Source organism: Mesorhizobium sp. ArgA1, assembly GCF_053714375.1.
On the sequence record NZ_JBSKBQ010000001.1, the window covers coordinates 282,338 to 295,251 of the forward strand.

The window sequence follows — 12,914 nt, forward strand, 5'->3', positions numbered from 1 at the left end:
TGCCGCGTAAACCTTTCCTGCCGGGTGGAAATCACGACAACACTCGATAGTATCTGCGGAATACAGAGATCGGGAGGATGCCGGTGCAGACCAAGAAGATCATCAACGACGGCAACCGCGCCGTCGACGAGATGCTGGAAGGTATTCTCGCCGCGCATCCACGCCATCTCAAAAGCGTGGGCGGCAGTCCACGCTCGATCGTCGCCCGCGACGGGCCGCGCCAAGGCAAGGTCGGTCTCGTGATCGGCGGCGGTTCGGGTCACGAGCCGAGCTTTCTCGGCTTCGTCGGCAAAGGCTTGGCCGACGCGGCGGCAATCGGCAATGTCTTCGCCTCGCCGCCGCCAGACCCAATCCTCGAATGCGCCAAGGCAGTCAGCGGCGGCACCGGGGTTCTGTTCATGTACGGCAACTATGCCGGCGACGTGATGAATTTCGACATGGCGGCCGAGATGGCAGCGATGGACGACATCGAGGTGCGCACGGTGCTGAGCACCGACGATGTCGCTTCCGCGCCCGTTGGCGACAGGCACAGGCGGCGCGGCGTCGCGGGCAATTTCTTCATCTTCAAAGCGACCGGTGCGGCCTGCGACCTGATGCTGTCGTTCGACGAGTGCGAGCGCGTCGCAAAAAAGGCCAACGACCATACATTCACCATGGGCGTGGCGCTGTCGCCGTGCTCGCTGCCACAAACCCGCCGGCCGAATTTCGAGATCGGACCGGACGAGATGGAGATCGGCATGGGTATCCATGGCGAGCCCGGCATCGCGCGTGGAAAGCTGAAGACGGCCGACGAGATCACCGACGAAATGCTGGACAGGATTCTCGACGAGATGGCGCCGTCGCGCGGCGACAAGATCGCCGTGCTCGTCAACTCGCTCGGCTCGACGCCGCTGATGGAACTCTACATCATGAACCGGCGGGTAAAGCAGAGGCTCGACGACATCGGTGTATCCGTTCACGCGACCTGGGTCGGCAATTACTGCACCTCGCTCGAAATGGCCGGCGCCTCGATCACGCTGCACCAGCTTGACGGCGAGTTACAGACGATGCTGGACCACCCTTGCGACTGCGCCATGTTTCGCGCCGGCTAGACCATGATCGCGAAAAGTGGAGCCCGGTTTTCGGAGCAGATCATGGTCAATCGACAAGTCCCCTAGCATCGAGGACAAAAGACATGACGACAATCGACACCGCCCGCCTTGCCGGGATGTTCGCGGCCATCGCGGACGCCATGTCGGCCGACAGGGACCGGCTGTGCGCGCTCGACGGGGTGATCGGCGACGCCGACCACGGCATTGCGATGGAGCTCGGCTTTTCCGCCGCCCGCGATGCGGTTGCAGCTCTGGACGCCGGCAAAACCGATCCGACCAACCTCCTGAACACCGCGGCAAAAGCGTTCCTGAATGCCGTCGGCGCCTCTTCGGGTCCGCTCTATGCCACCGCGTTCATGCGTGGCGCGGCAGTGGTGAAGGGCAAGGCGACGCTAGACGATGCGGACATGGTTGCCCTGTTCCAGGCCATGGCCAAGGGCATTCAGGACCGTGGCAAGGCCGAGCCTGGGGAAAAGACGATGATGGATGCATGGGCGCCGGCCGCGAAGGCGGCGGGCGAAGCACTGGCTTCCGGCAAGGGTCTGGCGGCCTGTCTCGAAGCTGCCGCAGAGGCGGCAAAGGCTGGCGCGGAAGCGACCAAGGCGATAGTCGCTTCCAAGGGCCGTGCTTCCCGCCTCGGCGAGCGCTCGCTCGGCCATATGGACCCAGGCGCGGCGTCCGCCGTGACCGTCATCGAAGCGATGCGGATCGCTTTGGTGAGCTAGGAGCGGTTCCGACGCTTCAGCGCTTGCCGTCGAGCTTGTCGATGGCCTGCACGTTTGGGGCGGAGGGGCCGTTCGGATCGAATTCCGAGGCCAGCCACGCGTCGGCGATCGATTTCGCCAGTTCGGGACCGATGACGCGGGCGCCCATGGTGATGATCTGGGCGTTGTTGGATTTGGCGGCGCGCTCCGCCGAATAGGTGTCGTGGGTCAACGCCGCGCGAATGCCCGGGACCTTGTTGGCCGAGATGCTGACGCCGATGCCGGTGCCGCAAAACAGGATGGCGCGGTCGTAGTTGCCGTCGATGATTTCGTGGCCGACCGCGGCGGCGATGTCGGCGTAGAATCCGGCCTGGCTGAGATCGACGACCTGCAGCTCGGGCTTGGTGGCGAGATGCTTGGCGATGACATCGAGCAGCGGCTTGCCGGCGCTGTCGGCTCCGAGTGCGATCTTCATGACGATAACTCCTTTTGCTTCGTGAGGTCAGCGCTCGATGGCCGCCGACGCCTTTTTCAGAATGTCGATATAGCCTTCCGCCTGCCATGCCGAGCGGCCGATGAACAACCCGTCGATATGTGGCTGGCCGATCAGTTCGGGCGCATTGCCTGGATTGACGCTGCCGCCGTAGAGCACAAGCGGAGCGTCCGGCAGCCGGCTTGCGGCGACCTGCTTGATCAGCGCCTGCTGCTTGTCGGCGTAGTCGGCGCTGGCCGGGATGCCCTTCTCGCCGATCGCCCAGACGGGTTCGTAGGCAAAGAGGATTTCCGCCGACAGTTCGGCGTCCTTCAGGCCTTGCAGCGCGCCAAGCACCTGCGCGGTCAAGACGTCATCGGCGCGACCGCCTTCGCGCTCTGCCAGCGTCTCGCCGACGCAGATCAGCGGCACGAAGCCGTGCCTGACGGCGGCTGCCGTCTTCAATCCGACAGTCGCATCCGTTTCACCGAAATGCTCGCGACGCTCGCTATGGCCGAGTTCGATCAGGTCGAGCCCGCAGTCCTCCAGCATCACCGGAGAAACCTCGCCTGTCCAGGCGCCGGCGTCCGCCCAATGCATGTTCTGGGCGCCGACTTTGACGCGGCTCTTGGCCAGTGCCGCCTTGACCTCGCGCACGGCGGTGAACGGCGGAATGACGAAGGGCTGTATCGCCGGATCGAAACCAGGCACGAAGGCCGCCAGCGCATCGGCGAATTGCAATGCTTGCGCCAGCGTCTTGTTCATCTTCCAGCTCGTGCCGACCCAATATGGGGTCATGCTCTTTCTCCTTCGACCCATGTTGTCCCGACGACCATCCAGCGCCCGCCGCAGGCCGATGTTTCACTCAGGCCGGAGGCCCGAGACTGTCGCGACCGCTATCGACGTAAGGCGCCCAGAAATCAACCGACTCACGGATCATTTCGATAACCTGATGATCGACCGGTTCCCTCTCCCTGAAGGAAAGTTCAAGGCAAATTTCGTTGTCGGTTCCGCCGCCCTGCCGCACGGCGTCGAGTAGCTTCTCCGGAATGATGCGGCCATCCTTGTTGTAGGCAGCCGTGAACGGCCAGTGGCCGCCCTTGTTCATCGAGGACTGCTTGATATGGATGATCGGCGATTGCAACGGAAACGCTTTCGCCCAGGCGTAGGGATCGGTATCGGCAGGATTGGGCGAGGTTACGTCGCCATGATCGATGTCGACCATCATCCGCATCGGTATCGGCAGCTTGGCCGCATCGATGGCGCCCTGCAGTTCGACACAGCTTTCGATCGTGTGGCCAAACTCGCGGCCGACCGACATCGGTTCCCAGAACAAATAGGTCAGGCCCGCCGCCTTGGCGTGTTCGGCCACCTCGCGCCAGCATTCGAGCGCGACGTCGAGAAGCGCCGCGCGCCGTTGCGGATCGTCAAAATCCCTGTAGGTGAATATGGCGAACTGCGTGCCCATGCCCGACGCGCCAAGCTCGGCGGAAATGTCGGCAAAGGTCTTGAACCAGTCGACATAGTAGCGGCGCACATCGGCGTCCGGATGGCCGAAATGATTGAGCCGGCCATAGGGGCCGGTCATGCCGGAGGTGATGCGCACGCCGGTCCGCGCCAGCGCGCTGTTGAACAGCCGCACGAACTTGGCAATCGTTGCCGCCGGCCAGCCCGGATTGACGAATTCATGCGTCAGCTGCACGTCACGGATACCAATGCCATAGGCAATGGCGTCGATCAGGTCGTCGGGATCGGCGAAGCGATTGACCAGCGGGTTGGTGTTGAGGGAAAGCGTGAAGGCCATCAGTTCGCCGCCGCCATGATCTTGGTGCACCAGTCTTCGAATATCTTCCGCTCGGCCGCATCGATGTGCAGGCCGTGCTTGGTCCGGCGTTCGAGAACGTCGGCGGCTGTCATCGCCCATTCGGTCTCGAACAGGAAAACAGCTTCGCGCTCATAGAAATCCGGACCGAAACGGCGACCGAGATCGGCTTCGCCTTTGACCCCTTTCAGCAAGGCACGCGTGCGCGTGCCATAGCTTCGGGCATAATGCTTCACCAATGACGGGCTCAGCCAGGAAAATTCGGCGTGCAGATCGCTCAGGAATTGCTCGAAATCCGCGTTCGGCAGGTCGCCCCCCGGCAACGGAATCTTGGCCGTCCAGGCTTTCTTCATCGTCGGAAAAAACGGCTGGATCTTTTCCAGCGCATGTTCGGAAAGCTTGCGGAAAGTGGTGATCTTGCCGCCGAACACCGAAAGCAGCGGTGCACCACCGTTCGGGGCATCGAGTTCGAAGATGTAGTCGCGCGTCACCGCGCTCGGATTGTCGGCATTGTCGTCATAGAGCGGGCGCACGCCGGAGAAACTGTAGACCACGTCCTGCGCGGTCAGCTGTCGCTTGAAGTAGCGATTGACCACCTTGATCAGGTAATCGATCTCGCTGGCCTCGGCCGCCACTTCCTCGGGCCGGCCTTCATAGGGAATGTCGGTGGTGCCGATCAGCGCCAGATCGTTTTCATACGGGTTGACGAAGATCACCCGCTTGTCGTTGTTCTGAATCAGATAGGCCTGCCGTCCCTCCCAGAATTTCGGCACGACGATATGGCTGCCTTTCACCAAGCGAACGTTGCGGGTGGAGTTCTGCCCGGCGACGCGGCTGACAATGTCATTCACCCAAGGCCCCGCCGCGTTGACCATTCCCCTTGCGCGGACTTTCGTCACCGCACCGGTGCGGCTGTCCTGCATGTCGATCGACCACAGGCTGCCTTCGCGCCTGGCAGCAATACAGGCGGTGCGGGTGAACACTTTTGCGCCGCGCTGACTGGCGTCGAGTGCATTGAGCAGCACCAGGCGCGCATCGTCGACCCAGCAGTCGGAATATTCAAAACCGCGCTTGAATTCGTCCTTGATCGGCGCCCCTTCCGGCGCGGTTCTCAGGTTCAGCGTCCGCGTCCCCGGCAGCCGCTTGCGGCCGCCAAGATGGTCGTAGAGAAACAGCCCGAGCCGCACCAACCAGGCCGGCCGGTCCTCGGGGCTGTGCGGCAAGACGAAGCGCATCGGCCAGATGATGTGCGGCGCCGCCTCCAGCAGCACCTCGCGTTCGATCAACGCTTCGCGCACCAGCCGGAACTCGTAATATTCGAGATAGCGCAGGCCGCCATGCACCAGCTTGCCGGAGCGCGAGCTTGTGCCTTGCGCCAGATCGTCCTTCTCGCACAGGATGACCGACAGCCCGCGACCGGCCGCATCGCGCGCTATGCCGGCGCCGTTGACGCCGCCGCCAATGACGAAGAGATCGACAACTTCAGACGTATCGCTCAAGACTTTGCTCCTGTGCGGTGCGCCATACTCTTCCATACCGGCCGCAGCGCCTGGCGCGCCGCGACGAAGGATGGAAACAGCGCATCGTAGGTGTGGGAAAGCGCCTCGTCATAGGCATCGCATTCGCCCAGAAGCGGCGTCACCCATTCGGCGCAACAATCATCCATGGAGCGATAGACGCCGAGCCCGACCGCAGCCATCATCGCCGCACCCGCCGCGCCCGCCTCCTGGCGGCTGCTGGTTCTGACTTGTGCACGGGTCGCTGCGGCGATGATGCGACGCAGCGACGGGCTGCGGGCGGCGCCGCCCGACAGGCGGATTTCGCGCGGCATGATGCCCATTGCCTGGTAGCAATCGCGGGCCGCGAACGCCAATCCCTCGAGAACCGCGCGTGCCAGATCGCCAAAACCGTGCTTGACCGAAAGGCCGATGAAGCCTGCCCGCGCATCGGGATCGACGAACGGTCCGCGTTCACCAGCCAGCGAGATATAGGGCTGATAGACCAGCGATCCCGGCTCCGCCCCTTCGACCCAGACATCGAGTGCTTTCAGCAGTTCGTCGCGCGACGGTTTAGCGCCGTTGGCGGTCAGCACGTCACGCGCCAGGCCAAGCAGCCAGTCGATGTTGAGCGTCGCCGCCATGTTGGATTGCAGCTGCGCATAGGCCCCGGGGACCGGCATGGCGATCGTGTAGCCGGATGCAGCGTCGTTGAGGACGACATCATCAGGAGTACGCGCCAGGCGCGTGTGGATGCCGGTCGAGCCGATGACCGTGCAGCCGACATTGCCGCTCGGATCGTAGAGGCCGGCGCCAAGGGCGGTGCTGACCATGTCGACATAGCCCAGCACCACCGGCGTGCCCTCAAGCAGCCCGGCCTCTCCGGCTGCCGACGTAGAAAGCGGATGATGGTCGGTCGTGCCTTCGAGCATGGGCGGCAACAGGCGGCGATGCGTCGTCAGATCCAAGATGTCGAGCACCTCGTCGGAATAGCTGCGCGAGCGGAAATCGCCGAAGGTGAAAGTGCCTTCCGAGGGATCGGTGGCGCGCTCGCCGGTCATCTTGAAATAAAGCCAGTCCTTGCAATGAAAGGCAGAGGCCGCCTTCTCAAGGACTTCCGGGCTGTTCCTCTTCAGCCAGCTGAGCTGAGCACCCTGCTGGCAGGCGTTGAGACCTGTACCGGTGATCTCGAACCGTATGCGGTCGCGGGCATCGCCACGCATCTCGTCCACCAGATGTCCGGCGCGGGCGTCGAGCCAGAGCCAGGCGCGCCCTACCGGCAAGCCGTCAGCATCGATCAGCCAGGTGCCATCGCCCTGCCCGGTGATCGCCACCGCCGCGGTGCGTCGCGCCAGATCGGGAATTTTCGTCGCCAGCTCGCGAACGGTCTGCACCATGTCGCGCCAGGTCTGATCCAGGTCCTGCTCGGCGCCGCCGCCTTCCAGCGTGACGAAGGTGTTGGTCACCGACGCCATCGCCAACTGCCGCCCCGAAAGATCGAAAGCGACCGATTTGATCACGGACGTTCCCGCGTCGATCCCGATCAGCAGGTCTTTCATGCGGCAAGTTCCGGATGGTTATGAAGGCAATTCACAAGCAGAGTCTTTGTTGTCTGGAAGCCGTAGAAGAGGCAGGGAGTGTCCGCAAGGACACCCCCTGTGCAGGTTTTATTCCGACAGCACGAAGGGTGCGGTGTACTTGTCCACATTGTCCTTGGTGATGAGCAGGCAATCGAACAGCTGCTTCTCGCTGGTGGCACCGGTAGCGCCCGACTTGATGAACGAGTCAGCCTGCTGCACGGCCTTGGCCGAGAAGATAGCGACCGGCTGAAGCACGGTGTACTGCAGTTCGCCGGACTTGATGGCCGCAACCGCATCCGGCGAGCCGTCGAAGCCGCCGACCTTGATGCCGGCCAGCTTGCCGGCTTCCTTCAGCGCGGCAACCGCACCAAGCGCCATTTCGTCATTGCCGCTGATCACGGCGATGATGTCGGGATTGGCCTGCAGCATGCTCTGCATCTTGTCGTGGCCCTGGGTACGATCCCAGTTGGCGACCTGCGAAGCAGCCTTTTCGAGATCCGGATACTGGCTGAGCACGGTCGCGTAGCCGTTCGAGCGCGTGGCGGCGTTGTTGTCGGACGGGGCGCCGAGCAATTCGACATACTTGCCCTTTTCGCCGACCGCCTGTACCCACTGCTGCGCGCCGAGAGCCGCGCCCTGCGCGTTGTTGGAAACGAGCTGTCCCTTGGCAAGACCTTCCTGGTTGATCTCGGCGTTGACGAGGAAGACCGGGATGTTGGCGGCAATCGCCTTCTTCACCGCGCCGACCGAACCGTCGGCGTTGGCCGGGTCGAGAATGATCGCCACCGACTTGTTGGTGATGGCGGTGTCGATCAGATTGCTTTCGGTGTTGGTGTCGCCCTTGTGGGCGGCGACATTGGCCGTATAGCCAAGCTTCTCTGCTTCGGCTTTGGCGACGTTGCCTTCGGTCAGCCAGTAAGGGTTGGCCGGATCGTTGACGATGATTGAGATCAGGCCCGCGGCCGATGCGGCTGCGGTAAACCCGACCACCATCGCGGCGGCAAGCAAACTTCTAAGCACGATTTTCATGTACATTCCTCCAATGATTTACGCGGCGTTGCTGCCAGTCACCTGGCAGTCTTCCCTTGGGCAGGATTGGCCGGCTCGGCCTTCCCCCGTTTCTGAGAAGTCGGTTGGCCGCCCGTCGAAGCCGGGAGCTTGCTACGGCGGCGATACTGAACGGCATTGAGGAGCACGGCGAGCACGATGACGGCGCCGGTGAAGACCGTCTGCCAGTAGGATGAGATGCCGATGATCACCAGACCATCAGACAGGAAGCCGATGACGAAGGCCCCGAGCAAAGTGCCGCGGATATTGCCGCGCCCGCCGGTTAGGGCGGCGCCGCCGATGACGACGGCGGCGATGGCCGTCAATTCGTAGGTGGTGCCCGCAGTGGGTCCGGCCGAGGTCAGCTGAGAGGACAGGATCAGGCCGGCTATGGCGGCGCAGATGCCCGAAAGCACATAGACGGAAATCTGCACCGTCTTGACCGGAACACCGGAGAGTTCGGCGGCGCGCTCATTGCCGCCCGAAGCGTAGAGCCAGCGCCCAAAGGCGGTGCGGTTCAGGACGATGCTGCCGATCAGCGCGATGACCGCCAGCACCACAACGCCGGTCGGCACGCCGAACAGACGGTTGAAGCCGAGCGCGTCGAAGCCGGTGTTGCCCAGTTCCGGCTTGCCGCCGAGATTGTTGTAGGTCAGGCCGCTGGTCATCAGCAGCGCCAGGCCACGCGCCATGTACATGACGCCGAGCGTGGCGACGAAGGCCGGAACCTTGAACCGCGCGATCAGCACGCCGTTGATCAGACCGACAGCGGCGCCCAGCATGCAGGCAAGCACCGCGACCACCCAGACCGGCGGATAGAGAACGACGCCCAACCAGGTCAGCGTCACGCCTTGCATCAGAAATCCGGCGACGACGCCGGCAAGCCCGAGCGTCGATCCCACCGACAGGTCGATCCCGCCATTGAGGATGACGAGCAGCATGCCGACGGCGAGAATCCCGAAGATGGCGACATGTGAGGCCATGGTCAGGAAATTCGCCACCGAGAGGTAGTAGGGCGACAGGATCGAGAAGACGACGATGATGACGATCAGGGCAAAGAAGGCCCGGCCCTCGAGCAGCAGCTTGGCCACATCGAAGCCTTCGGCGCCCGCACTGGGACTGGACTGTTTGCTGGCCTGGCTGACATCGGTCATGGATCGGGGCTCCGAAATTCTATGATCAGGCGACCACGGCTTCGCCGGAGGCGGCCATGATCTGCTCTTTGGTGGCGTTCGCGCCGAATTCGGCTGAAATCTTGCCGCGCCGCATGACGACGATGCGGTGCGCGATGCTGAGGCACTCATTGACCTCCGAGGTCGAGAAGACGACCGCCAAGCCCTGCGCGGCGCGCTCGCTGAGCAAGCGGAAGACTTCGGCCTTGGCGCCGACATCGATGCCGCGGCTCGGCTCGTCGAGAAGGATGACCTTGGGGTTGGTCGTCAGCATTTTGCCGATGACGACCTTCTGCTGGTTACCGCCCGACAGCGATCCGATCATGGCGTTGCCGCCGGCGGTCTTGATGGTCACCTTGCGGATCGAATCCTCGATGAGTGCGCGTTCCCTGGGCCGAGACAGGAACAGGCCTTTGGCGAATGCCTCGATGCTGGCAAGCGACAGATTGCGGCCGACGGTCATCGTTTGGACCAGACCATCGCGCTGGCGGTCCTCGGGGACGAGCACAAGGCCTTTGCCGATGCGCTGGGCAATGGTCAGCCCCGAGACGTCCTCGCCTTCCAGCAGAGCCCGCCCGCCCGCCATCGGCACGCGGCCGGCAACAGATTCCAGCAACTCCGTGCGCCCGGCGCCCATCAGCCCATAGATGCAGACGATCTCGCCCGCTTTGACATCCAGCGACAGGTGATCGACGATGGAATAGCCTGAACCCGAAGCATCTATGACGCTGACGTCCTCGATCGACAGGGCGACGTCGCCGAACGCATGAGCAGTCGGGGGCGACCCGAGATCGAAGTTTTCGCCCACCATGTTGCGGACGATCCACTCGAGATCGATGTCCCTGGCTTCGGCCGTTGCCGTAATAGCACCGTCGCGCAGCACGACGGCGTAGTCGGTGATCTGCAGCGCCTCTTCGAGGTGATGCGATATGTAGACGATCGAGACGCCGCGGCTGGTCAGGTCGCGGATCACCTTGAACAGCACCTCCACCTCTGTCGCGCTGAGCGCGGAGGTCGGCTCGTCCATGATCAGGATGCGGGAATCGACCGACAGTGCGCGTGCGATCTCGACGATCTGCTGCTGCCCCAGGCGCAGATCCTCGACCAGGGTTATCGGATCGATGTCTTCCTCGAGGTCGGCCATCAGCGCCCGCGCCTGGCGCGACTCCTCGGCGAAGTCGAGGCCGGTTCTGGTGCGCAGTTCGCGACCCATGAAGATGTTGTCGCGAACGCTCAGGTTCGGCGCCAGGCTCAGCTCCTGGTGGATGATAGAAATGCCGCGATCGCGTGCGTCCGAGGACGAGGAAAAGCTGACGAGATTGCCGTCGAGCACGATGTCGCCGGATGTCGGCGTCACAACGCCGGACAGGATCTTCATCAGCGTCGACTTGCCGGCGCCATTCTCTCCGAAAAGGGTGGTGACCTTGCCGCGATGGATGTCGAAGTTGACGCCTTTGAGCGCGTGAACGCCGCCATACGACATGACGACATTGCGCGCCGAAAGCACGGCATCGCCATTGGCGGGCTCTGTGCCGGAAGCCGAATTCATTTGACGTCCAGCCTCACTGGCGTGACCAGCCAGCTCTTCGGATTGACCAGCTTGAAGGCGCCGACCACCGCTATAGTCTTCCCGGTCAAGGCGCTGGTATCGACTTTCGCCAGCACCTCCTTCTTCATCTCGTTGTTCAGCGCCGAGCCGGCATCCTGATATTCGATCTGATTGGTGAACTGACCGAAGGTGATCTTGCCGGTGGCGTCGCGAAGCTCGGTCCCGTTGATGGCCGGCCCTGTCTGCACGCGGACCGTCAACGTGTCCGGCAAACCGTCGACGGCGACCTTGTAGATGCCAGACTTTCCCTCGCCGACAACGCCGGTGAACTTGACCGAGATGACCGGTCCGACACCCGCAGGCACGCCATATTCCTTTTCGGCCGTCGCCCTGTCCTTGGCGATCGCCGTCGCGACCGTCGCGGCGTCGGCGGCACGCGCCTCGACATCGGCCTGCACCTTGGGAAATTCTGACTTGCCATAGTCGGGGGCCGAAAAGACGGCATTGCGAACATCGCCGGCGGAGCCGATCTTGATCACCTTGGTGTCAAGCGCCATCGCGCCGAGCAGAACCAGAACCGCAGCTCCGGCTAGTGCCCGGCGCAGGCCGGGCGAAGCCTGCCGGGCGGAGGGCGCCTTCGCGCTCATGACGCAATCACCAGCGATACGGATTTTCGGTTGTCACGCATTCGTCGATCCTCCGTTCGCGCGGCGCTTCGTGGCACCGGCTGCATCATCGAGCCGGCTTTGCTCGACGAGCGCGCGGGCCGTGCATTCGTCGGTGATCAGGCCGCTGAGATAGCGGCTTTCAAGCACTGCCTTGATGGCCCGCACCTTCACTTTGCCGCCGGCGACGGCAACGATCCTGCGGCCCTTCAACTGGTCTCGCGGAAGCGCCAGTATTCTCTCCGACAGCGCCGTTTCGACAGGTCGCCCCTTGTCGTCGAAGAAATGCGCCAGCAATTCACCGATGCCGCCGTCACGCTTGACCTCATCGATTTCGGAGGGCTCGATCATGCCTGTGGCGACCAGCGATGCCTCCCGCTCGGCCGTGCCTATTCCGACGAACATCAGGTCGGACCGGCTGGCGAGAGCGAAGACATCGCTGATGCCGCGCTGGCCAAGCAGCACTTCACGGTCCTCGGCGGTGTTGGCGACAAAAGGCACCGGCATGACAAAGGCCTGCGCGCCGGTCCGCTCGGCCAGGCGATGCATGACGTCATGCGGGTTGGCGGCGAATTTGCGCGTCACGCCGCCAAGCAGCGAGACGAAACGGATGTGCGCAGCAGTGGAGCGCGTCAGATATTCGACGCTGGCCGCAAGCGTGCGGCCATGGCCGACGCCGATCAGCATGTCTTCGCCGCGATCGATTTCGCGCTTCAAAAACTGGGCGCCGGCAATACCCAGCCCCTTCAACGGCAGCTCCTCCTGATCGAGATCGGGAACCACTTCGCAATAGTCGAGCCCGTAGGCGGCGGTCAGTCGCTGTTCCAGGTCGACGCATTCGGCGACGTCGCCGTCTATGAAAACCCTGACCAGTCCTTCCTGGTTGGCCTTGGTGATTAGCCGGTGCGCCTTGAGGCTGGTCAGGCCAAGCCGCTTGGCCACCTGAGCCTGCGTCAGACCCCCGGCATAATGAAGCCAGGCCGCACGCGTGGCGAGGCTGGACTCATGGTCGCGGTTCGCGGCTCCACCGGATTTCAAGCCATCTCCTCCCCGAGATGATATTATTATCTTTGTGTGCAAAAATTTTCATACCTTTGCATCGCTGTCAATCCCTTCGCGGATGGTTGCCCCAGCCGACGGATCGGAAGCCAAAGCGGCCTATTAGGAGCCCAGCATATTAGGCGATCATAGAGAGGTGTTAATTTAACGTCAATCTGTGTTATCTCATGCTAAAGACAACTGTAATGCGTAGGTGACGGCAGCCGAAGTCATTGCTAAGAGTTTGTTTTTGTTCAAATGCATCGTGGCTTTGGAAA

Annotated in this window: 12 protein-coding genes; 2 read left to right on the top strand and 10 right to left on the bottom strand. The window is 62.9% G+C overall.

From position 1 onward, the window contains the following. The first annotated feature begins 83 nt into the window (after positions 1-83). On the top strand, positions 84-1,091 hold the full coding sequence (locus tag ACWGTI_RS01255; protein WP_454585442.1) for a dihydroxyacetone kinase subunit DhaK: 1,008 nt from the start codon (positions 84-86) through the stop codon (positions 1,089-1,091). A gap of 83 nt (positions 1,092-1,174) precedes the next feature. Next, complete coding sequence (gene dhaL, locus ACWGTI_RS01260; protein WP_454585443.1) at positions 1,175-1,816, top strand: dihydroxyacetone kinase subunit DhaL; 642 nt, start codon at positions 1,175-1,177, stop codon at positions 1,814-1,816. 16 nt (positions 1,817-1,832) lie between these two features. Here dhaL and derI read toward each other — a convergent pair whose 3' ends face one another. From derI to ACWGTI_RS01310, 10 genes are all read right to left on the bottom strand, one after another. Further along, positions 1,833-2,270: a D-erythrulose-4-phosphate isomerase gene (gene derI / locus ACWGTI_RS01265; protein ID WP_454585444.1), complete on the bottom strand. Its 438-nt coding sequence runs from the start codon at positions 2,268-2,270 to the stop codon at positions 1,833-1,835. Positions 2,271-2,297: 27 nt separating this feature from the next. Next, positions 2,298-3,065 carry a triose-phosphate isomerase gene (locus ACWGTI_RS01270; RefSeq protein ID WP_454585445.1) on the bottom strand — a complete coding sequence of 256 codons (768 nt, stop codon included), beginning with the start codon at positions 3,063-3,065 and terminating at the stop codon, positions 2,298-2,300. Positions 3,066-3,132: 67 nt separating this feature from the next. Continuing rightward, positions 3,133-4,071, bottom strand: coding sequence for a sugar phosphate isomerase/epimerase family protein (locus ACWGTI_RS01275; protein ID WP_454586458.1), 939 nt, complete (start codon positions 4,069-4,071; stop codon positions 3,133-3,135). Next, positions 4,071-5,624, bottom strand: a complete 1,554-nt coding sequence (locus tag ACWGTI_RS01280) for a glycerol-3-phosphate dehydrogenase (RefSeq protein ID WP_454585446.1) — start codon at positions 5,622-5,624, stop codon at positions 4,071-4,073. The genes ACWGTI_RS01275 and ACWGTI_RS01280 overlap by 1 nt, the downstream gene beginning before the upstream one ends. Next, a complete protein-coding gene (locus ACWGTI_RS01285; RefSeq protein ID WP_454585447.1) occupies positions 5,585-7,144 on the bottom strand; it encodes an FGGY family carbohydrate kinase in 1,560 nt (519 codons plus the stop codon). Before ACWGTI_RS01285 ends, ACWGTI_RS01280 begins: the two co-directional genes overlap by 40 nt. A gap of 108 nt (positions 7,145-7,252) precedes the next feature. Next, positions 7,253-8,194 (bottom strand): substrate-binding domain-containing protein, encoded by a 942-nt coding sequence (locus ACWGTI_RS01290; RefSeq protein WP_454585448.1) that lies wholly within the window; start codon positions 8,192-8,194, stop codon positions 7,253-7,255. Positions 8,195-8,232: 38 nt separating this feature from the next. Further along, positions 8,233-9,366, bottom strand: coding sequence for an ABC transporter permease (locus tag ACWGTI_RS01295; protein WP_454585449.1), 1,134 nt, complete (start codon positions 9,364-9,366; stop codon positions 8,233-8,235). A gap of 25 nt (positions 9,367-9,391) precedes the next feature. Next, a complete protein-coding gene (locus tag ACWGTI_RS01300) occupies positions 9,392-10,933 on the bottom strand; it encodes a sugar ABC transporter ATP-binding protein (RefSeq protein WP_454585450.1) in 1,542 nt (513 codons plus the stop codon). Continuing rightward, complete coding sequence (locus tag ACWGTI_RS01305) at positions 10,930-11,580, bottom strand: DUF2291 family protein (RefSeq protein WP_454585451.1); 651 nt, start codon at positions 11,578-11,580, stop codon at positions 10,930-10,932. Before ACWGTI_RS01305 ends, ACWGTI_RS01300 begins: the two co-directional genes overlap by 4 nt. 33 nt (positions 11,581-11,613) lie before the next feature. Then, positions 11,614-12,636 (bottom strand): sugar-binding transcriptional regulator, encoded by a 1,023-nt coding sequence (locus tag ACWGTI_RS01310; protein WP_454585452.1) that lies wholly within the window; start codon positions 12,634-12,636, stop codon positions 11,614-11,616. Between the last annotated feature and the right edge of the window lie 278 nt (positions 12,637-12,914).

Excerpts from the sequence above, each read along its gene's own strand:
- ACWGTI_RS01290 (WP_454585448.1), bottom strand. The coding sequence starts at position 8,194 with ATGAAAATCGTGCTTAGAAGTTTGCTTGCCGCCGCGATGGTGGTCGGG.
- ACWGTI_RS01280 (WP_454585446.1), bottom strand. The coding sequence starts at position 5,624 with ATGGAAGAGTATGGCGCACCGCACAGGAGCAAAGTCTTGAGCGATACG.
- ACWGTI_RS01275 (WP_454586458.1), bottom strand. The coding sequence starts at position 4,071 with ATGGCCTTCACGCTTTCCCTCAACACCAACCCGCTGGTCAATCGCTTC.
- dhaL (WP_454585443.1), top strand. The coding sequence starts at position 1,175 with ATGACGACAATCGACACCGCCCGCCTTGCCGGGATGTTCGCGGCCATC.
- ACWGTI_RS01300 (WP_454585450.1), bottom strand. The coding sequence starts at position 10,933 with ATGAATTCGGCTTCCGGCACAGAGCCCGCCAATGGCGATGCCGTGCTT.
- ACWGTI_RS01285 (WP_454585447.1), bottom strand. The coding sequence starts at position 7,144 with ATGAAAGACCTGCTGATCGGGATCGACGCGGGAACGTCCGTGATCAAA.
- derI (WP_454585444.1), bottom strand. The coding sequence starts at position 2,270 with ATGAAGATCGCACTCGGAGCCGACAGCGCCGGCAAGCCGCTGCTCGAT.
- ACWGTI_RS01295 (WP_454585449.1), bottom strand. The coding sequence starts at position 9,366 with ATGACCGATGTCAGCCAGGCCAGCAAACAGTCCAGTCCCAGTGCGGGC.
- ACWGTI_RS01270 (WP_454585445.1), bottom strand. The coding sequence starts at position 3,065 with ATGACCCCATATTGGGTCGGCACGAGCTGGAAGATGAACAAGACGCTG.
- ACWGTI_RS01305 (WP_454585451.1), bottom strand. The coding sequence starts at position 11,580 with ATGAGCGCGAAGGCGCCCTCCGCCCGGCAGGCTTCGCCCGGCCTGCGC.